The following is a 22,125-nucleotide window of genomic DNA, read 5'->3' as shown; positions in this document are numbered from 1 at the left end:
CCTATTCTCCCTTGTCTTATAGTAAAAGGCAATAAAAAAAGATATGGATAAAACAGATAGAAATACGATAGAAGAACTGCTTCCACGTTATTGTGAAGGGGTGGCAACGGAAGAAGAACGTCTGCAAGTTGAGATGTGGATGAGCGAATCGGACGAAAATCGACGGATGGCAAAACAGATACATGCTCTTTATCTTGCTACAGATACCGTTCACATCATGACGAAAGTCGACACAGAGAAAGCATTGATAAAGGTGAAAAGTAGAATGGCAGGTAACAGACAAAGGAAAACGACATGGTGGGAATGGGCGCAACGTGCGGCAGCAGTGCTGTTCATTCCACTTCTCGTTACTCTGATGGTACAACATTGGGGAGGAAGCGAACAGGAATTGGCACAAATGATGGAAGTGAAAACAAATCCCGGAATGATGACTTCTCTGACATTGCCCGATGGCACGTTGGTTTTCCTGAATTCCGAATCTACTTTGAGTTATCCCTCACGCTTCGATAGCGACACGAGAAATGTAAGTTTGCAGGGAGAAGCCTATTTTGAAGTGGCTAAGAATCCGGAAAAGAAATTTGTCGTTTCTACCTCTCACCAATCGCAGATAGAAGTGCTCGGAACTCATTTCAATGTAGAAGCTTATGAAAAGGAAGACAGAGTGTCGGCGACATTAGTTGAAGGAAAGATCGGCTTTATTTTCAAGCGTGACAATGTTTCGAAAAAAGTGCTGATGAAGCCAGGACAAAAATTGGTCTATGATTTTAAAGATAGTAAAGTACAACTTTACACTACTTCCGGTGAGTCAGAGATTGCTTGGAAAGAGGGGAAAATCATTTTCAAGGACACTCCTTTGGAAGAAAGTTTGCGAATGTTGGAGAAACGATATAACGTAGAATTTATAATAAAGAATGAACGTTTGAAAAAATATTCGTTTACCGGAACATTCACACATCAGCGTTTAGAAAGAATATTGGAATATTTTAAAATCTCATCCCGAATTCGTTGGCGATACATAGATTCTGCTGATATAAAAGATGAGAAAAGTAGAATAGAGATTTATTGATTTACAAACCTTAAAAAATAAATAATATGAAAAACAGAGCTCCTTAAAAGAAAAACATACGGGAAGATATTGGCGTATCTCCCGTATGAAAATAAGTAAATCTTTCTACCGCTTGTTTGGCGACAAGCTTAGATAAACTTTTTATTAACTTTAAGTCATTACAAAATTATGCAAAATTATTGTAGCATCCAATTATTACGGATGATAAACTCGTTTTGGATTACCTTAAAACAAATTCCACTATCTATGAAACTATTTATTATTTGCCTCATTTGTTCTGTCAGTATCACATGGGCTACTGAAGTGTATGCGCAGCAAGCAATGATAAGTATTGATGTGCGTAACCAAACAGTAGGGGAAATCTTGGAGGAAATAGAATCTCAATCGGATTTTGACTTCTTTTTTAACAACAAGCATGTTGATTTGAGCCGCCGTGTATCCGTATCTGTCAATAACAGTAATATCTTTCAAGTTTTGAAAGAAGTTTTTGCCGGCACGGGTGTAAAGTTTTCAGTATTGGATAAGAAAATAATTCTGTCAACAGATATTTTGGTACCTGAACAAGATAAAAAAATGAAAGTTTCTGGTAAAGTCGTTGATAGAAATGATGAGCCTGTCATAGGAGCTACTATTAAAGAAGAAGACGGTTCTGTTGGTACTGTAACTGATATCGAAGGAAATTTTACTTTATCCGTATCGTCAGATAAAGCAATGATTAACGTATCCTATATCGGTTATCAACCTCAATTAGTTAAGGTAAAAGAAGGAAAAACACTAAAAGTAGTCTTGGAAGAAGATACAAAACTGCTCGACGAAGTAGTAGTGGTGGGTTATGGTACGCAGAAAAAGGTAAATTTGACCGGTTCTGTTGCGACTATTTCTTCTAAAGATATAGCAGAAACTCATGCAAGTAATACTTCCACTTTATTGGCAGGTAGATTACCCGGTGTGATTTCAATGGCTGCAAATGGATTTCCGGGACAAGGAGCATCAGTGCTGATTCGTGGGAAGTCATCTTGGAACGATGCGCCCGTATTATATGTTGTTGACGGGATTCAAGTGAATAAAGAAGCTTTTGATGCGATTAACATTGATGAAATAGAGAATATTTCGGTATTGAAGGATGCGTCTGCGGCGGTATATGGTTCTCGCGCAGCTAATGGTGTAATATTGGTAACGACGAAACGTGGTGAGAATGGCAGACCTAAATTCTCTTTCTCTACAAATTTAGGTATCTCTACACCTACTGCTTATCCGGAACTACTCAACGCTTATGAGTATGCAACTCTTTGGAATGAGGCGCAAACTAATATGGGATATGATATAAATAACTCTTCAGACGCGCATTTGTTTTACAATGATGAACAAATTCAAAAAGCACGAACAGAGAGTTCTGATTGGTTTGGGGAAACTTTCAAAAAGCATTCATTGAATCAGAAATATAACATGAGTGTGAACGGTGGAAGTGACCGAATTAAGTATTTTATGTCTTTGGGATATTTGCACGATGAAGGGATGTATGATGGAATTGATTATAAACGCTATAATCTGAGAGCTAATATTGATGCAAAAATTAACAATTATATCAATGTCCGTTTAGATTTGGAAGGGATGGAGAGTACTTTAGAACAACCGCAAGTCGCTTCTGCTTCACTATTTGAGTATGTGGTTAGACGGTCTCCATTAGAAAAGATTTATAACGCGGATGGTAGTTACTATGATATGGGTAGTAGACATCCAGTAGCAGAACGTGACGATAGCGGGTATAAAAGAAATAAAAAGAATAATTATCGGGCTAAACTGGGTTTTGATATAAAAATTCCTTATGTAGACGGATTGAAGTTTAATGCTTTGTTTAGCTACGTGCGAGGTGCGAACCATTCGAAGTCATTTTTAACTCCTTATTCTCTCTATTTGTTGGGAGATGATGGTAGTGTTGCCAATGAACGCATTTTTGGTAAAACCTCTCTTTCGGAAGAAATGTACATTGGAAATAATATGACATCTACTTTGACATTAACATATAATAAAAAGATAAAAGGACATTCTATGTCCGGATTGTTGGTGTACGAACAATTTGAATCATTGGGATCTACATTAGGGGCTTCAAGAACTAATTTTCCATTCACTTCTATTGATCAGCTGTTTGCAGGTGGAGATGATGAAGAACAGTCAAATTGGGGAACTCCTGCTCAGGATGCTCGCAAAGGTCTCATAGGGCGTTTTAATTATGATTACAAAGGCAAATATTTGGCTGAATTTTCGTTCCGTTATGACGGGTCATTAAAATTTCACCCGGATCGTAGATGGGGATTTTTTCCTTCAGTATCTTTGGGATGGCGGCTATCGGAAGAAGCTTTCATGAAGAAGTTTTCTAATTTGGATAATTTGAAAGTCAGAGGTTCGTATGGTATCTTGGGTAATGATGCTGTAGGAGGCTGGCAATGGTTGACTAATTATTCGTTTGGTAATGCCTATATTTTTAATCAAGCACCGATAAAATCAATTGTAAGCGGTGGCATTCCGAATGTTGATTTAACTTGGGAAAAAACTGCGACATTCAATTTTGGGGTGGACGCATCTATTTATAAAGGATTACTTGCTGTGGAAGCGGATGTGTTCTATAAACGCACATACGATATCTTAGGTTCAAGAAATGCTTCAATGCCTCAAACTTTTGGTGCAACTTTGCCTTCTGAAAATTATGGTATTGTGAAAGTGAAAGGGTTTGAACTGCAAGTAAAGCACGATAATAAAATAGGAGACTTCCGGTATCATGTGGGTGGAAATGTGAGTTGGTCAAGAAATAAGGTTATAGAAAAAGATTATGCTGCAGGGGCGGAACCTTGGAATATTCCGGTAGGAAAAACAATGGGATATCGGGCTTGTTTTGTTGCACTCGGATTATTTCAGAGTGATGAAGAAGCAGCCGCATGGCCGCGGTTTAAAGGAACACAGCCAACGGCCGGTGATGTGAAATATGCAGATTTAAATAATGACGGAATTATGGACGAACGTGATAAGAAAGTCGTTTCTCCTTATAGCAACACTCCTGAAATAATGTTTGGCTTGAATCTTTCGGCTTCATGGAAAGGTTTTGATTTTAGTGCTTTGTTCCAGGGAGCTGCCAACAGGAATGTGATGTTAAGTGGTTTTGCCACTCAAATGTTTATTAATGGTGCTTCCAATTTGCCTAAATATTTGTATGAAGACCATTGGACTCCGGATAATCGTGATGCACGCTATCCTAAGGCCTGGGGCCCTGACCATCCGTCAAATAATAAATCATCCACATTCTGGTTGATTAATGGTAACTATGTTCGATTGAAGAATGTAGAATTAGGATATTCCATATCAAAAGATTTATTGTCGAGAGTGGGAGTGGACCGTTTGCGGATATATGTTGGCGGAAGCAATTTGTTCTCTATAGATCATATGCCGGGGTATGATCCGGAAAAACAGGATGGAGGACCGAATTATTATCCTCAACAAAGGGTTTTCAATATGGGAGTAAACATAACTTTTTAAATGAGTATACAATGAAAAAATACATATTTTATTTAATCGCATTTTTAGCCGTTTCTTGCGAAGATGTTTTGGATAAAAAGAATTTAGGCGCTATTGATGATTCGTATGTGTGGAGTGATCCTAATATGATTGAGCTGAATGTTAATTCATTTTATGCCAATTGGATGCCGACCGGTTTATTTGAACGACCCGGACTCGCTGAGTTGGGAATAATTTCCGATGAAGCTCGTAGTGGATATAATGGTCGTGCAGTGAATTGGATAAATGGTGTGCGTTTTGGTGCCGATCGTACGGATGTACCGTATCAAAAATGGTATTATGGTGGTATACGCAAGGCTAATGAGTTTTTGCAGAATATTGAAGAACGATATATTTTACCAACTAATGCTACTCAGGCTCAAAAGGAACGACGTGACCGTTTTATAGGAGAAGTGAGATTTTACCGTGCTCATCTGTATTGGGAAATGATAAAGGTGTATGGAGGAGTACCTATCATAACTAAAGTAATAGACAAAGATGAAACGGATGAGAGTTTGTTATATCCTAAAAGGAATACGACAGATGAAAGTTTTGATTTTGTTATAAAGGAATTGAAGGAAGCTGCAGATTTGTTATCGATTACATACAGTGGGGATAACTGGGGAAGAATTACAAAGGGAGCAGCACTTGCATATTGTGCAAGAATACAGTTGTATAGAGCAAGTCCGATGTTTAATCCGACTAATGAGAGAAAATATTGGGAGGATGCATACGACACCTATAAGGATGTGATTGAACTGGATGTTTATGATTTGCATCCGATGTTTTCGGAAATTTGGAAAGAAAAAGGGGAGAACAACAAAGAAATAATATGGTTTAAAGATTATAAAAAGGGAACTATTACTCATGGTTGGGATGCGGGTAATATGATGCGTTCGCAGGCAGTGGGTGATGCAACAGCCAATTGTCCGGTACAGGAGTTAGTAGATGCGTTTCCCATGAAAGATGGTACTCCGTATGTAAAAAGTAATCCGGAAACCAATCCGTATGATTATCGTGACCCTCGCCTTCGAGCAACTGTCGTATGGAATGGAGATACATACGGACCAAGAAACGAAAAGGTGTATACATTTGTTTCAGAATCCACCGACCCTAATTCTCCAATGTATAATTTTGATGGTATTGATTCTCATCAATCTGCAACAAGTACAGGATATTATATGAGAAAAATGACAGATGAGTCTTTGGACGGAACGAAAGGTGATTATGGCTATGGAAAAGGAAGCTATACACAATGGGTTGAACTTCGATATGCTGAGGTCTTGTTGGGCTTGGCTGAAGCAGCGAATGAAATCGGAGAAACGGAAGAAGGCGTAGAACAACTAAAATTAATTCGTAAGCGTGCCGGTATACTTCCAGGTGATGACGAACGTTATGGAATACCAGAAAACATATCTAAAGATGATTTTAGGACATTGGTTCAAAATGAAAGATATATAGAATTGGCTTTTGAAAATAAACGTTATTGGGATTTGCGTCGTTGGAAATTAGCACATCTTAAACTAAACAATCAATTGACAGCAATGGAGATACGTAAAAAGATAAATGGTGAAGAGATTTCTTATACCTATACACGTCGCGTACAGCGTCATGATAAAACGAATAAACCGGTGTTTTTAGAGAAATTTTATTTTTTGCCTTTACCTAAAGAAGAATTGCTCAGAAATCCGAACTTAGAACAAAATGAAGAATGGAAATAAAAAACATGATTATGAAAAAGATTTGTTTATATATATTGGTTTGTATGTTCATTGGTTATTCGTGTGATGACATGAACGAGTTTGAACAAGGAACATTAAGTGGATACGTGTTGGATGCTGTAACAGGTGAAGGGTTAGCTGATGTGGATGTCGTTTTGGAGCCTGTTGTAGCGGCTAATGGCAGTGTGACTTCAAAACCTGACGGTCATTTTAATTTATCACGTTTAGTTGCAGGTACATACAGAGTGAATGTTCGTAAGAACGGGGCTTCTATTATAGATAATGCTCAGGATGAAATAACGATAACGGATGGTTGTACTCTTGATAGGGAATATAAATTGACTCCCAGAGTTTCAGTATTTGATTTTAGTGTTGACTATGACAAGAGTGATCCTACGAAATTTGTAGTACATTTCAAGGCTCGTGGGAACGAAGGTAATAAGTTTAATTATTATTCTGTGATGTGGAACGAGTATCCGAATTTTATATTTGCGGATTTGCCTAATACTCAAAGAAAGGCAGTGAAGCATGCGACTTCAGAAGAGGCAGAAGTCACCTACGAAGTAAGTGGTTTGGATTTGAAAAAAGGGACGACCTATTATATCCGTGTAGGAGTAACTCATATTGCCAATGGAGGAGATTACAATCATAGCAAAATGATTCCTATAATGTTTGAGTAAGTAATGAATTTTTGTGATAAACTTTTTATCGTAGGAGGGATTTGTCCCTCCTACTTTAGAGCTATTTGCCATAAAAAATACAAGTGTTTCATTGAGGAAACATTCACCAAGAAAATACATTTAGAGTTAAAGTGAATCAAAGATGAAAAATAACTTTTTTATTTCAGGATTGTGTTTGTTAACCGCTTCTCAAACGATGGAAGCACAAGATAATAAACCGGAAAATGTGAATATACTTTTTATTCAGGCGGACCAACACCGTTATGATTGTACAGGGTTTTCAGGGAAAGGCTTGGTGAAAACCCCTAATATCGATAAACTCGCTTCGGAAGGAGTTATTTTTACTAATTCCTATTCGTGTATACCAACAAGTTGTCCTGCCCGTCAAAGTTTGATTTCCGGTAAATGGCCGGAACAACATAAGGGACTTTGGAATTATGATATAACGTTGCCTGTCACTCCTTTCAATGGTCCGACGTGGACCGAGAAATTATCAGAGAAAGATATAAAGATGGGATATGTTGGTAAATGGCATGTCAGCGACCGGAAATCTCCGAAAGATTTCGGATTTGATGATTATGTGCCGGAGTGGAGTTATAATAATTGGCGTAAGAAGAATAATCTTCCTGATTATGTCTGGCAGGACTCCCGATGGGTAATGGGAGGATATGATCCGGTTGATAAAATGCAGTCCCGTACACATTGGTTGGCACAACGTGTGATTGAAATGATTAAGAAATATCAATCCGAAGGTAAAAAATGGCATGTCCGTTTTGATACGAGTGATCCGCATTTACCATGTTATCCTGTTCGTGAGTTTCTCGCTATGTATGATAAGGAAAAAATACAGGAATGGCCGAACTACAGGGATGATTTGTCGAATAAACCCTATATTCAGAGACAGCAGATTTATAATTGGGAGTTGGAAGATTCGAATTGGGAGATGTGGCAGGGTTATTTGCAGCGTTATTTTGCCAATATCACTCAATTGGATGATGCTGTAGGTATGGTTATTGAGGCTTTGAAGGAAATGGGAGTGTATGATAACACGCTTATTGTATATACTACAGATCATGGAGACGCTGCCGGTTCACATAACATGGTGGATAAGCACTATGTAATGTATGAAGAGGAAGTACATGTACCTCTAGTGATGAAAATTCCCGGAGTGTCACATCGGATCGTCGATCGGTTTGTCAATAATCAACTGGATATGGCTGCAACATTTTGTGATATGTATCAGTTGGATTATAAAACGCAGGGAGAGTCCTTGTTACCTCTGATCGAAGAAAAAAAGGAGGCCTCAGACTGGAGGGAATATGCGTTCAGTAATTACAACGGTCAGCAATTTGGTTTGTTCGTGCAACGTATGATACGTGACAAACGTATGAAATATGTATGGAACCTTACAGATACGGATGAATTGTATGATTTGGAAAGCGATCCTTGGGAACTGAACAATTTAGTTTATTCAAAAGAATATAAAGCGGAACTTGTTCGTTTGAGAAAAGCTCTTTATGAGGACTTAAAGCAAAGAAAAGATCCGTTGATTTGGCAGAATGCGGCAAAAAGACAACTGATTGATAATAAAAAGTTGTAATGTTGGGAGTATAATCTCGATTTGCAAGCGATCGGGCAGTGACAATTAGATTATTTTCAGTAGGTATAAACAAAAATAGAACTATAATGAGATGAAACGTTCAAGCATAACGAAAGTTTGGTTGTCTTCTTGTTGTGCACTGCCGCTCTTGGGCTTTGCGCAGAAGCGTCCGCATATTATTCTAATCTTTACGGATCAACAGAATGTAAATGCCATGAGTGCGGCGGGTAATCCTTTCCTGTATACCCCCAATATGGATGCTTTGGCTAATGATGGAATTCGTTTTACGAACGCTTATTGTACTTCTCCTGTTTCCGGCCCCTCACGTGCAAGTATCGTGACGGGACTGATGGCTCGTGAAGCGGGAGTTGAATGGAATGACAATTCAAAACTAAGCGAAGGCATACATACCGTCGGTGACCTGTTGGGTGAGAATGGTTATCGGACTGTATGGGCAGGAAAATGGCATATTCCTGAAATTTATCCGCAGCGTTCAAAACATGAGATAAAATATTTGCATGGTTTTGAATTACTTCCTTTTTGGGACGCACCTAACAAGCATTGGTTGCTGGGAGCGGAAACAGATCCGCCATTGACGGATGCGGTCGTTTCGTTTTTGGATGGTTATGATAAAAGAGAGAAGCCCTTGTTTTTGGCGGTCAGTTATCATAACCCCCACGATATTTGTATGTATCCCCGTAAAGTCGGTTGGGAAACAATGTCGGATTCCTTGTTGAATATTCGTCCTTTTGGAAAATATAAATTGCCGGAACCAATGGGGGTACATCCTGATTCGTTGTCTTATTTGCCGCCATTGCCCGGAAATTTCAGTAAAAATGTAGATGAGCCGGAGTTCATAATAGACAAACGCGTCAAGCCGAACCCTTATGGAGATGAGGTGCAGTTGTCGTCCCGGTTTTCCGGAAGAGAATGGCAGGCTTACTTAAATTCGTATTATCGATTGACGGAGTTGGTTGACAAGGAGATTGGGGAGGTGATAGAAGCCTTGAAACGTAATGGAATGTACGAAAATTCTCTTATTATATTTACTTCAGATCATGGTGACGGTATGGCTGCTCACGAATGGGCGGCAAAACTTAGTTTTTACGAGGAATCTGTCAAAGTTCCTTTAATTATGGTATTGCCGGAAAAGTGGCAGCGGGGGGGTGTTAACTCCGGTTTAGTTTCTTTAGTCGATCTTGTCCCGACATTTTGTGATTATGCCGGGGTGAGCCCGAAGACGAATTTTGCGGGAATGAGTTTGCGTCGGGCTATATTTCCAACTGAAGAGCGTTGGCGTGATTTTGTGGTGGCGGAGTTGGCGGATCATTTGAAAGACAGGACAAGAAAAGGGCGCATGATTCGTACCGGACGCTATAAATATGCTATATATTCATCGGGTGAACGTAATGAGCAATTGTTTGATTTAATGACAGATCCCGGTGAAACGATAAATTTGGCTTATTCAAAAGAGTACTGGGAGATTCTTAAAAAGCACCGTAGTTTATTGGTTAAATGGATGAAAGAACGTGGAGATAATTTTAAAGTAGTGACCTATGAAAAATAATATATATTTCATATATCTTTTATTACTGGCTGTTTTGCCGGTTCATTCAAGGAATACTTCACTTTTTAGCGTTTATGAGATAACATGTGAACAACAAATTGAACCGTCGGGAATAGGAAGTAAGTCCCCGCGTTTTGGTTGGAAGGTTGCATGTCAGCAACGTGGTTATCGCCAATCTGCTTATCGCATATTGGTGGCAGATACTGAGGATGCCCTGACAGCCGATAAAGGTACTGTTTGGGATTCAGGAACGTTTCTTTCTTCAAATTCCGTCCTTGTTCCTTTCCAAGGTAAAGAACTTCATTCCGCGACTAGATATTATTGGAAAGTCAAGGTTTGGAATGAAGCAGGCGAAGAATCCGCATGGAGCAGACAAGGTTCGTTTGTGACCGGCATAATGAAGGAACGGGATTGGGGAAAGGCTCAATGGATTGCTTTGGAAAAGGATGATTCTGCGAAAAACTTATATCCGGGAATACATGCTCCATTGGTTCGGAAGATGATCGGTGATCGGAAAGTGGGTGGATATAAATTGCCAATGTTCCGAAAAGAACTACCTATAAATAAAGAAGTCAAAGAAGCGATTGTGAATATTTCAGGATTGGGACATTTTGATTTCTATATAAACGGGGAGAAAGTGGGAAACCATTTTTTAGATCCGGGATGGACAAATTATGCAAAGACGGCTCTTTATCAGACTTTTGATGTGACAGCATTACTGAAGAAAAGAAATGTGATGGGAGTTATGCTGGGAAACGGGTTTTATAATGTACCTCGTGAGCGTTATTTCAAACAATTGATTTCTTTTGGAGCTCCCAAGGTGAAATTAGCCTTATCTTTAAAGTATGCGGATGGTTCTTCCGAGGTAGTTGTTACGGACCGGAGTTGGAAAGTCTGTGAAAGCCCGATTACTTATTCGAGTATTTATGGAGGAGAGGATTATGATGCCGGAAAATATCAGGTTTCCTGGATGAATCCCGGATTTGATGATGATTCGTGGAAAACTCCGGTTATTGCAAAAACGGGGATGGAGTTGAAAGCGCAAGTCTCTGCTCCGCTTACAGTACGTGATATACTTCCTGTTGTCCGGAAGTATAAGAATTCAAAAGGGAATTGGGTTTTTGATTTCGGACAGAACTTTTCAGGAATAATCCGTTTGAAAGTAAAAGGTCATAGCGGGCATAAAATAACGATGAAACCCGGCGAACTTCTGGAAAAAGATAGTACGGTCAATCAACGGGCGTCGGGTGGACCTTATTTATGGAATTACACGTTAAGTGGAAAAGGGGTGGAAGAATGGCAACCGCAGTTCACATATTATGGATTCAGATATGTTGAAGTATCTGATATTGAAAAGCTTGAATTGGTAGAATTGACAGGGATGCATACTACAAATTCTGCTCCGGAAGCAGGGTCTTTTTCTTGTTCCCTGCCGATGTTCAATAAGATCTATGAGTTAATTGACTGGTCGATACGTAGTAACTTGGCAAGTATTTTGACCGACTGCCCTCACCGGGAGAAACTTGGATGGCTTGAAGTGGCTCACCTTATGCAGCATGCCATGCAATACAGGTATCAGTTGGATGGTTTGTATAGCAAAGTGATGGGGGATATAAAAGATTCTCAGACACAGGAAGGCATTGTTCCTTCTATTGCTCCGGAGTATGTACGTTTTGCCGATGGATTCGAGAACTCTCCGGAATGGGGAAGTGCATTTATTATTATACCTTGGTATGTTTATAGATGGTATGGAGATAAAAGTCTGCTATCTGCTTATTATCCGTATATGAAGCGATATTTGGAATATTTGTCGACTCGTGCGGATAATTATATTGTTGCTTATGGCTTGGGGGATTGGTTTGATTTGGGACCTAAGCATCCGGGGTATTCGCAGTTAACATCGAATGGAGTGACCTCAACCGGTATGTATTATTACAATGCGTCGATAATGTCTCAAATAGCAAAACTGCTTGGAGAGGAAAAGGATGAAGAGCGTTTTACACAATTGGCTACTTGCATCCGAAAGGCTTATAATGAGAAATTTTATAATACTGCCACTAAGCAATATGACCGTAACAGTCAGACTGCGAATGCAATTTCTCTCTATTTCGGATTGGTGGAGGAACAGAATCGGGAGGTTGTATATCAGAACTTGATTAATGATATTAAGAATCGTAATTACGCTTTGACCTCCGGAGATATCGGTTATCGTTATTTGTTGAGAGTCTTGGAAGAAAACGGAGATTCTGATATCATTTATAAAATGAATACCAAATATGACGTCCCCGGGTATGGATGGCAACTGGCTTATGGGGCTACTGCGCTGACGGAATCCTGGCAGGCGTATGGTTTTGTATCGAATAATCACTGTATGCTTGGGCATTTGATGGAATGGTTCTTTAGTGGTTTGGGTGGAATAAGCCAGCAAAGGGAATCTGTTGGTTTTAAGAAGATAAAAATAAAACCTCAAATGCCGATAGGAATTAATTCGGCTTCTACTTCATACACTTCGCCATACGGGGATATTGCCTGCCGTTGGGTGCGTAAATCTGGAAAAATCCGGTTATATGTACAAATACCGGCCAATTCCGAAGCGATTGTTTATTTGCCGGCAAAAGCTGCAGAAGAAATCACGGAAAGCGGCATACCTTTGAAAGATGTCGGAGAATGTCGGATTCTTGAGACTCATAATGAAAACTATATATTAGTATCCGTGGGTTCCGGCAATTATATTTTTGAGGTGTAGAACCGAGTGTTAAACGTAACAATATAAATAATGAAATATAATCTGTTTTCGTTGGGAATTTTAGCTTTGAGTTCCCAAATGGTGATGGCTTATGAAAAAGGAAAAATGAACATTGTGTTTCTTTTGGCGGATGATTTGCGATATGATGCGGTAGGGTATATGAACAAGACCACTATTCAAACTCCTCATATCGATTGTTTGGCAAACGATGGTACGGTTTTTACCAATATGTATGCCACATCTGCCATTTCTTGTTGCAGCAGAGCGAGTATATTTACTGGTATGTATAATCGCCGTAACGGAATTACGGACTTTTCGGGTACTTTACGGGGAGAGGCACTGAAAAACACATATCCAATGTTAATGAAAGACAATGGGTATTATGTCGGTTTTATCGGAAAGTATGGTGTAGGAAATTATTTACCTCAAAAAGAGTTTGATTATTGGAGGGGGCTTGCGGGACAAGGAACATATTATCAAAAAGATAAGGATGGCAATCCCAGGCATCTGACGGGGCTGATTTCCGAACAGATAGACGAGTTTTTGGCTAATAGGGATGAAACGAAGCCCTTTTGTCTGTCAGTGAGTTTTAAAAGTCCACATACCGAATCGGAACAGGATCCGTTTCCTTTTGATAAGAAATATAGTTTTATGTACGAAGACGAATTCTTTGATAAACCGGAGACTTTTGGAGAAAATTACTATCGATTATTTCCCGAATCTTTTAGAAAAGATGGTAAATGGGAAAATGAAGGATATGTGCGTTTTAAGAATAGATACGGAACGGATGAGAAGTATCAGTCCTCTGTGAAAGGATATTATCGGTTGATTGCGGGGATTGATGAGGCAATAGGCAAGTTGAGAAAAAAGCTGAAGGAAATGGGACTCGATAAGAATACACTGATTATTTTCACTAGTGACAATGGTTATTATTTGGGAGAGCATGGTTTGGAAGGGAAATGGTATGGACATGAGGAGTCAATCAGATTGCCTTTGGTGATTTATGATCCGCGATTAGAGAAACCGGTAAAGAAAATTGATGAGATAGCGTTGAATATTGACCTGACCTCAACCATGCTGGATTATGCAGGGATAAGGCAGCTTGAAAAGATGCAAGGAGAAAGTCTGCGTCCTTTGATGGAAGGTAAAAAGATAAAATGGAGGCAGGAATTTCTTTACGAGCACCTAATGAATTTAGATAAAAAAGGATGGTATGTGTATATACCACAGACGGAAGGACTTGTAACGAAGCGTTATAAATATATGCGATATTTTGTGAATAATCAATCGCATACTCCTATTTATGAGGAACTTTTTGATATTAAAAAAGACCCTTATGAAAAAAAGAATCTGATTAAGAATAAAGCTGATTTGGCCGGGCGTATGCGTACGAGAGTCGATAATTTGATAAAAGTAATTAAATGATAAAACTAAATAATAGAGAAAATATGAAGACATTTGTAAAACTTGCTACGGGAATGTTGTTTTTGGTTTCGTGTGGAGGAAATATATCGGATAAGGTCTCAACACTTAGTATTCCCGATAAATATGAACAGAGAGTTGATTCCGTATTGAAATTGATGACTCTGGATGAAAAAATTGGGCAGTTGAATCAATATACAGGCAATTGGCAGGCAACCGGACCGGTAGTGGAAGATCCTACTAAAATAGAACAAATTAAAGCAGGGAAAGTCGGTTCCATGTTGAATATAAAAAGTGTCAAACATACCCGTGAGTTGCAGGAATATGCAATGCAGTCACGTCTACGTATTCCTTTGATGTTTGGTTTGGACGTTGTGCATGGTCTGCGGACTATCTATCCTATTCCATTGGGCGAGGCTGCCAGTTTTGATCTTGACTTGATGAAACGTACAGCTGCCGGTGCTGCAAAAGAGGCTTCTGCGCAAGGCGTTCACTGGACCTTTGCTCCAATGATTGATATTAGTCGTGACGCCCGTTGGGGACGTGTAATGGAAGGAGCAGGAGAAGATACCTGGTATGGGTGTAAAGTTGCCCAAGCCCGGGTTAACGGTTTTCAGGGAGATGATTTGTCGGATCCACACACTATTATGGCTTGTGCTAAACATTTTGCGGCGTACGGAGCATGTATTGCAGGAAAAGATTATAATACGGTAGATATTTCCGAACAGACATTGCATGAAGTTTATCTTCCGCCTTTTAAAGCGGCAGTTGATGCAGGTGTCGCTTCTTTTATGAATAGTTTTAATGATATAAATGGTATACCGGCAACAGGGAATACTTATATTCAGCGTGATTTATTGAAAGGTTCCTGGAACTTCAATGGGTTGACTGTTTCTGATTGGGGTTCTATTCGTGAGATGATTCCTCATGGCTATGTTTCAGATTTGAAGGGGGCGGCAGAGAAGGCGATTCTAGCAGGTTGTGACATTGATATGGAGTCCAGAGCTTATCATATTCATTTGAAGAAACTTGTTGAAGAAGGTACTGTGTCAGAAGATTATATTGATGATGCTGTGCGTCGTATTTTGTTTAAGAAGTTTGAGTTGGGATTGTTTGATAATCCTTTTCTTTATTGTGACGAGACACGTGAAAAGGAGGTTGTTCTTTCTGAAGAATTGAAAAACCTTTCCCGGGAGGCTGGTGCCAAGTCTATCGTTTTATTAAAGAATGACCAAGGTTCTTTACCTTTGAATAACCCGAAAAAAATTGCAGTTATCGGTTCTTTGGCTAAATCTCAGAAAGATATGCTGGGCTTTTGGGCGAATGAGGGTATTGTAGATGAGGTGGTGACTGTGTATGAAGGATTGAAAAATAAATATCCTGAGTCCGACGTTGTGTATGCGGATGGTTATGATTTGGCAACAAATGAACTTCATTTGATGGATGCCTGTAATGCTGCAATGCAGTCGGATGTGGTAATTGTGGCAGTAGGCGAGCGCTTTGAAAATAGTGGAGAAGCCAAATCACGTGCTGATATCAACATCCATCCCAATCATCAGTTGCTAGTGAAAGAGTTGAAAAAGACAGGTAAAAATGTGGTTGTTTTGCTGATGGGTGGCAGGCCAATGATTTTTAATGAAATGACTCCCCATGCAGATGCCATATTATTAACTTGGTGGTTGGGAACGGAAGCGGGAAATGCCATTGCAGATGTGTTGGCCGGAGATTATAATCCTTCGGGAAAACTTCCGATGACGTTCCCGGTGCATGTAGGCCAGATTCCGATTTATTATAATTATAAAAACACCGGTCGTCCGGAGAATAAAGAGATAGGTTATTCGTGTCGTTATCAGGATATTGATTTTGAACCTGCATATCCTTTTGGTTATGGTTTGAGCTATACTGATTTTTTAATTTCAGAACCAGTAGTAAAGGATTCGGTATTTAGCCTGAAAACTCCTTTGGAAGTTTGTGTAAAGGTGAAAAATACTGGTAAATATGCAGGAAAAGAAACTGTACAATTGTATATCCGGGATTTGGTAGCTTCTCTTACAAGGCCGGTGAAAGAATTGCGTGGGTTCCAACAAGTGGAACTGCAACCGGGTGAAGAGAAAGAAATCAGTTTTATGCTGACGGAAAAGGAATTGGGATTTGAATCCGCTTGTAAAGGTTGGACCGTTGAGCCCGGATTATTTGATGTGATGGTAGGGAATAGCGCTTTGAATGTGAAGAAAACAAGAGTTGAATTAAAACAATAATCAATGAATGAACTTAAAAAGCTAGTGTGTATCTTATTGAGCCTGATTGGAATGCACACGATTCAAGCTGAAATAATAACTTATCCGGCTGAAGTAACTCCCGGTTCCTGGCTATGTTTTAGAAAAGAAATATCGGTAGAGAAAGATGCGTCGCATAACTTGCTGAAGATTGCGGCTGATTCAAAATATTGGTTGTGGATAAACGGTGAACTGGTTGTTAGAGAGGGAGGGTTGAAAAGAGGTCCTAATCCGAAAGATACTTACTGTGATATTCTTCAGGATGTAAAAGGATTAGTGCCCGGGAAAAACACCATTGCTCTTTTGGTCTGGTATTTCGGAAAAGAGGGATTTAGTCATAGAAATAGTCCAACGGCAGGAGTTTCTGTAGATTTGACGATTGGCAAACGGTGCTATATAAGTGACGACAGTTGGAAAGCGTGTATACATCCGTCGTTTTATATTCCGAAGGGTATAAAGCCCAATTATAGGTTGCCGGAATCCAATATCGGCTTTGATGCGGAAAAAAAGGTGGCTTTTTGGGACAAGGATTTTGACGATACACAATGGAAGAATGTCAAAGTGATCAAAAAAGAACTGTCAGGATGGGGGCAATTGGTAGAACGTCCTATTCCTATGTGGAAGGACTATGGATTGAAAGATTATGTGAAAGTTGAAAGGAAATCTGACACATTGCTTGTTGCTTATTTACCTTACAATGCACAAGTGAATCCCTATATAAAATTAAAAGCGAAAGCGGGAAGATTGATTGATATTCGGACCGATAATTATCGTGGAGGCGGAACTCCTAATGTGTATGCTGAATATATAACTAAAAGTGGAATTCAAGAATTTGAAGCTTGGGGTTGGATGAACGGTCATCAGGTTTTGTATACGATTCCTAAAGATGTAGAGGTTTTAGAATTAAAATTCAGAGAGACGGGATATGATACGGAGCTTGCTGGATCATTTTCTTGTGAAGAACAGTTCTATAATAAATTATGGGATAAGTCGTTGCGTACTTTATATATCACGATGAGAGATACCTATATGGATTGTCCGGATAGAGAACGTGCTCAATGGTGGGGAGATGTTGTAAATGAATTGGGTGAAGCTTTCTATTCGTTGAATCAGAATGCACATTTGCTTACACGTAAAGCTATTCTTGAATTAATGAATTGGCAACGTCCGGATAGTACGATTTTTGCACCGGTTCCTGCCGGTAACTGGAATCAGGAACTGCCGATGCAGATGCTTGCCAGTGTCGGATATTATGGTTTTTGGACATATTATATGGGTACGGGAGACAAAAATACGATTAAAGCCGTCTATCCTAATGTGAAGAAATATATTCATGTATGGAAACTTGATGAAGAAGGACTGGTTATTCCTCGTAAAGGTGGATGGACCTGGGGAGATTGGGGAGATAATAAAGATCTTGTTTTATTGTATAATCTTTGGTATTCATTGGCTCTTGAAGGTTTTCATTTGATGGCCGACTTACTTGGTGAAAAGGAAGATTCCCGATGGGCATGTCAGGTTAATGAAAGATTGAAACGTGCTTTTCATACAAAATACTGGAATGGTACCTTTTACCTTTCTCCTCATTATAAAGGTAAACCCGACGACCGTGCACAAGCATTGGCTGTTGTTGCGGGCGTTTTACCCGAAAGTGACTATTCGGTAATCCGTCCTTTTTTCAAGCAGCAATATCATGCCAGTCCTTATATGGAAAAATATGTTCTTGAAGCTTTGTGTATGATGGGGTATTATGAGGATGCTTTAGAGCGAATGAAGAAACGTTATTATGACATGGTCGAAAGTGACTTGACAACTTTGTGGGAAGGTTGGGGAATCGGTAGTAAAGGTTTTGGCGGTGGTTCGTATAATCATGCTTGGAGTGGAGGACCTTTAACGATTCTTTCTCAATATTTTGCAGGTATATCTCCTTTGAAACCGGCGTTTAAAGAATTTATCATAAAACCTGTATGGAATTGCTTCGGGCATATTCAGTCTGTAACTCCTACTCAATGGGGGAAAATAGAGATTAGCATTACGAATAAATTGAACGTGATAGTTGTAGAAGTAAAAATACCTCGAAGTACCAAAGGATATTTTGTTATTCCTGACAAGATTAAAAAGTATCGTATAAACGGGAAAGAGAAAAAAACAGGAAAACAGGAAATTGTATTAAAAGAAGGAGTATGGGAAATCGAATTGTATTAACTGTTATATTCTTGGTATTCACTTTATGCTCTTTTGGAGATAATGTCTTTAATGGTGCACAATGGATATCCATTCCAAAATCTCAAAATACCCCTAATCAATGGTTATGTTTTCGAAAACAAATAGAGTGTGCTGATAAGAATACTGTCGCTAAATTAAATATAGCTGTTGACTCCAAGTACTGGCTTTGGGTAAATGATAGCTTAGTTGTTTTTGAAGGTGGGCTTAAACGCGGACCTAATTCTCAAGATACTTATTACGATTGTATTGATATATCCGATTTTTTAAGAAAGGGACTCAATGCAATTTCCATACAAGTCTGGTTTTGGGGTAAAGACGGATATTGCCATAAAAATAGTGGTAGGGCGGGATTACTCGTTGATTTGAGAGTAGGTAAAAAAGAGCGGATACTTTCTGATAAAAGTTGGAAAGTGAAAATTCATCCGGCATATGGCGAATCTTCATTGCCTCATCCTAATTATCGTCTACCGGAGGCAAACGTACATTTTGATGCACGAAAAGATATAGCAGGATGGCAGTCTTTAGATTATGAAGATCAATCGTGGAATTATGCAGTGGAGTGTGGAGAATATCCATGCTCGCCTTGGAATAGGGTACATTTACGTCCTTTTCCAAATTGGAAAGATTCTGGTATTGTTCGTTATGATTCTTTGAAAACTGATGAAATAGGGAAAATAGTTGGTTTTTTGCCAAAGAATATTTCAATAACTCCTTATTTAAAGGTAAAAGCTGACGCGGGAAAGTTAATTGATATAAGAACAGATAATTATAAGGGTGGAAGTGAATATAATGTCAGAGCTGAATATGTGACAAGGGAAGGGGTACAAAGTTTCGAGGCTTTTAATTATATGAATGGTCATTCGGTGGTTTATACGATACCTCAAGGAGTGGAGGTGATTGAAGTGGGATATAGGGAAACACGTTTTAATACTGAATTTGAAGGTTCCTTTGTTTGTGATGATGAATTTTATAACAAACTGTGGCAAAAGGCTCTGAATACAATGAATTTGAATATGCGTGATGCTATTCAAGATCCGGATAGAGAACGTTCTCAGTGGTGGGGTGATGCTGTAATTGTTTCTGGAGAAATATTTTATGCTTGTGACTTAAATGGGAAATCACTGGTGAAGAAAGCTATTAAAAATCTTGTGGATTGGCAGAAGGATGATGGAGTTTTATATTCTCCTGTACCAGCCGGTTCTTGGAATAAAGAATTGCCAGTGCAGATGCTTGCAAGTGTTGGAAAATACGGTATTTGGAATTATTATGTTTATACAGGTGACTCTGCTACTATAAAAGAAGCATATCCTGCCGTGAGAAAATATTTGTCATTGTGGGAGCTGGATGAACGTAATCTTGTCAAACATAGAACAGGGGGATGGGATTGGTCTGATTGGGGACAAGATATTGATGTCTGTGTTCTTGATAATGCTTGGTATAGTTTGGCTCTTGAAGGTCTAGCCAATATGGCTACTCTGTTAGGTGATCAGCTGACAGCCGAGGATTGTCTTTTTAAAATGAGAAAAGTTCGGGAAGCTGTAAATAAGTATTATTGGAATGGAAGGTTGTATCGGAATCCATTTTACAATGGAAGAACAGACGATCGTGCAAATGCCTTGGCTGTTTTGGCGGGATTTGCTACTGAGAATCAATGGAAAACTATTCGGGAGTATTTAAGTAACTATCAAGCTGCAAGTCCTTATATGGAGAAATATATTTTAGAAGCTTTTTTTTGTAAAGGAGATATAAAAGGAGGGCTTCAAAGGATGAAAAATAGATATCAATATATGGTAAATCATAGATTGACAACTTTGTGGGAGGATTGGAATATTGGTGGTGCTGGAGGTGGAAGTATTAATCACGGATGGGCTGGAGGTCCATTAAGTTTATTGTCACAATATGTTGCGGGTATTATTCCTTTGACGGCTGGATGGAAAACTTTTATGATAAGACCAAGTGATGTTTTATTTAAAAAGATAAAATGTAGTGTTCCTTTGGAACAAGGAGTAGTTATTTTAAATATGGATACTTATCAACGTAAAATAAATGTGGATTGTGATGTAAATCAGAATTTTATATTGGCTGTTCCAAGAACATGGTTTAAGGATGCTAGTTTATGTATATTAAATGGAAAAGAATATGATATACAGCAACTGAAAGGAATACAGAAAAAGAAAATAACTTTTGATTCAGAGGATACACAGTATTTTTATTTTAAGATAGTAGATAAATCAGTGGAGATTCATATCATCTGAACTAAAACTTTTTTGATATTGGGATAATAGATACTTTATTTATGTTGATTTAATTTTGAGATTACTTTTTATGAAGGCATTATTTGTTTTTTTATATTTCATCTGTTTTTATACTAATTTTCAGCAGGCGCAAGCCACTGCCCATAAATTTGAGGCGGGCAAGAACACCTTCCTGCTGGATGGAAAACCGTTTGTGGTGAAGGCTGCCGAGTTGCATTACACCCGTATTCCACAGGCTTATTGGAGTCATCGCATAGAGATGTGCAAGGCATTAGGCATGAATACTATTTGTATTTATATTTTCTGGAATATCCATGAACAGGAAGAAGGAAAGTTCGATTTTTCCGGTCAGAATGATATTGCAGCTTTCTGCCGTGCGGCACAGAAACACGGTATGTATGTCATTGTCCGTCCTGGTCCGTATGTATGTGCGGAGTGGGAGATGGGGGGCCTTCCCTGGTGGCTGTTGAAGAAAAAAGATATAGCCTTGCGTACGCTCGATCCCTATTATATGGAACGGGTAGGCATCTTTATGAAAGAGGTCGGTAAGCAACTGGCTCCGCTGCAAGTGAATAAAGGGGGAAATATTATCATGATACAGGTAGAGAATGAATACGGCTCTTATGGAATCGACAAACCTTATGTCTCTGCCGTGCGCGACCTGGTTCGTGAATCCGGTTTTACCGATGTACCTCTGTTTCAATGTGACTGGAGCAGTAACTTCACTAATAACGCGCTCGATGACCTGATTTGGACCGTGAACTTTGGAACGGGTGCCAATATCGACCAGCAATTTAAAAAACTCAAAGAACTTCGCCCCGAAACTCCATTGATGTGTAGCGAGTTCTGGAGCGGATGGTTTGACCACTGGGGACGTAAACACGAAACACGTCCCGCGAAAGATATGGTACAGGGCATCAAGGATATGCTCGACCGGAATATTTCTTTCAGTCTCTATATGACTCACGGAGGAACGACTTTCGGTCATTGGGGAGGTGCAAACAACCCTGCTTATTCCGC

12 protein-coding genes are annotated in these 22,125 nt (G+C 39.2%); all 12 read left to right on the top strand.

Translation table 11 applies throughout. The annotated features are described in order from the left end of the window. Positions 1-43 precede the first annotated feature (43 nt). A complete protein-coding gene (locus tag KFO40_RS21075) occupies positions 44-1,066 on the top strand; it encodes a FecR family protein (protein ID WP_118219373.1) in 1,023 nt (340 codons plus the stop codon). A 246-nt stretch (positions 1,067-1,312) separates the two neighbouring features. Further along, positions 1,313-4,594 carry a TonB-dependent receptor gene (locus KFO40_RS21070; RefSeq protein WP_004315860.1) on the top strand — a complete coding sequence of 1,094 codons (3,282 nt, stop codon included), beginning with the start codon at positions 1,313-1,315 and terminating at the stop codon, positions 4,592-4,594. A gap of 11 nt (positions 4,595-4,605) precedes the next feature. Continuing rightward, positions 4,606-6,333, top strand: coding sequence for a RagB/SusD family nutrient uptake outer membrane protein (locus KFO40_RS21065; RefSeq protein ID WP_004315861.1), 1,728 nt, complete (start codon positions 4,606-4,608; stop codon positions 6,331-6,333). Positions 6,334-6,344: 11 nt separating this feature from the next. Continuing rightward, complete coding sequence (locus tag KFO40_RS21060) at positions 6,345-7,013, top strand: carboxypeptidase-like regulatory domain-containing protein (protein WP_008997691.1); 669 nt, start codon at positions 6,345-6,347, stop codon at positions 7,011-7,013. Positions 7,014-7,155: 142 nt separating this feature from the next. Further along, entirely contained in the window at positions 7,156-8,613 is a 1,458-nt protein-coding gene (locus tag KFO40_RS21055) for a sulfatase-like hydrolase/transferase (RefSeq protein ID WP_049703283.1), read from the top strand. A 91-nt stretch (positions 8,614-8,704) separates the two neighbouring features. Next, positions 8,705-10,180 carry a sulfatase gene (locus tag KFO40_RS21050; protein WP_049703282.1) on the top strand — a complete coding sequence of 492 codons (1,476 nt, stop codon included), beginning with the start codon at positions 8,705-8,707 and terminating at the stop codon, positions 10,178-10,180. Further along, positions 10,170-12,926 carry a family 78 glycoside hydrolase catalytic domain gene (locus KFO40_RS21045; RefSeq protein ID WP_118219376.1) on the top strand — a complete coding sequence of 919 codons (2,757 nt, stop codon included), beginning with the start codon at positions 10,170-10,172 and terminating at the stop codon, positions 12,924-12,926. Before KFO40_RS21050 ends, KFO40_RS21045 begins: the two co-directional genes overlap by 11 nt. Positions 12,927-12,956: 30 nt before the next feature. Further along, positions 12,957-14,351 carry a sulfatase gene (locus KFO40_RS21040; RefSeq protein WP_118219378.1) on the top strand — a complete coding sequence of 465 codons (1,395 nt, stop codon included), beginning with the start codon at positions 12,957-12,959 and terminating at the stop codon, positions 14,349-14,351. 23 nt (positions 14,352-14,374) lie between these two features. Beyond that, a complete protein-coding gene (bglX, locus tag KFO40_RS21035) occupies positions 14,375-16,606 on the top strand; it encodes a beta-glucosidase BglX (RefSeq protein ID WP_118219386.1) in 2,232 nt (743 codons plus the stop codon). Positions 16,607-16,609: 3 nt separating this feature from the next. Beyond that, the gene (locus KFO40_RS21030; RefSeq protein ID WP_211146773.1) at positions 16,610-18,829 is read left to right on the top strand and encodes an alpha-L-rhamnosidase C-terminal domain-containing protein; all 2,220 of its coding nucleotides are present in this window, start codon (positions 16,610-16,612) and stop codon (positions 18,827-18,829) included. Next, a complete protein-coding gene (locus KFO40_RS21025) occupies positions 18,808-21,105 on the top strand; it encodes an alpha-L-rhamnosidase N-terminal domain-containing protein (protein WP_083444233.1) in 2,298 nt (765 codons plus the stop codon). Before KFO40_RS21030 ends, KFO40_RS21025 begins: the two co-directional genes overlap by 22 nt. 70 nt (positions 21,106-21,175) lie before the next feature. Next, positions 21,176-22,125 (top strand): glycoside hydrolase family 35 protein (locus KFO40_RS21020; protein ID WP_162487406.1); only part of this gene is annotated, 950 nt, incomplete at its 3' end.

It is taken from the genome of Bacteroides sp. 1001302B_160321_D4, from assembly GCF_015667765.1.
Classification (GTDB): domain Bacteria; phylum Bacteroidota; class Bacteroidia; order Bacteroidales; family Bacteroidaceae; genus Bacteroides; species Bacteroides xylanisolvens.
This window is presented reverse-complemented; position numbering and strand designations above follow the sequence as displayed.

Excerpts from the sequence above, each read along its gene's own strand:
- KFO40_RS21075 (WP_118219373.1), top strand. The coding sequence starts at position 44 with ATGGATAAAACAGATAGAAATACGATAGAAGAACTGCTTCCACGTTAT.
- KFO40_RS21070 (WP_004315860.1), top strand. The coding sequence starts at position 1,313 with ATGAAACTATTTATTATTTGCCTCATTTGTTCTGTCAGTATCACATGG.
- KFO40_RS21065 (WP_004315861.1), top strand. The coding sequence starts at position 4,606 with ATGAAAAAATACATATTTTATTTAATCGCATTTTTAGCCGTTTCTTGC.
- KFO40_RS21060 (WP_008997691.1), top strand. The coding sequence starts at position 6,345 with ATGAAAAAGATTTGTTTATATATATTGGTTTGTATGTTCATTGGTTAT.
- KFO40_RS21055 (WP_049703283.1), top strand. The coding sequence starts at position 7,156 with ATGAAAAATAACTTTTTTATTTCAGGATTGTGTTTGTTAACCGCTTCT.
- KFO40_RS21050 (WP_049703282.1), top strand. The coding sequence starts at position 8,705 with ATGAAACGTTCAAGCATAACGAAAGTTTGGTTGTCTTCTTGTTGTGCA.
- KFO40_RS21045 (WP_118219376.1), top strand. The coding sequence starts at position 10,170 with ATGAAAAATAATATATATTTCATATATCTTTTATTACTGGCTGTTTTG.
- KFO40_RS21040 (WP_118219378.1), top strand. The coding sequence starts at position 12,957 with ATGAAATATAATCTGTTTTCGTTGGGAATTTTAGCTTTGAGTTCCCAA.
- bglX (WP_118219386.1), top strand. The coding sequence starts at position 14,375 with ATGAAGACATTTGTAAAACTTGCTACGGGAATGTTGTTTTTGGTTTCG.
- KFO40_RS21030 (WP_211146773.1), top strand. The coding sequence starts at position 16,610 with ATGAATGAACTTAAAAAGCTAGTGTGTATCTTATTGAGCCTGATTGGA.
- KFO40_RS21025 (WP_083444233.1), top strand. The coding sequence starts at position 18,808 with ATGGGAAATCGAATTGTATTAACTGTTATATTCTTGGTATTCACTTTA.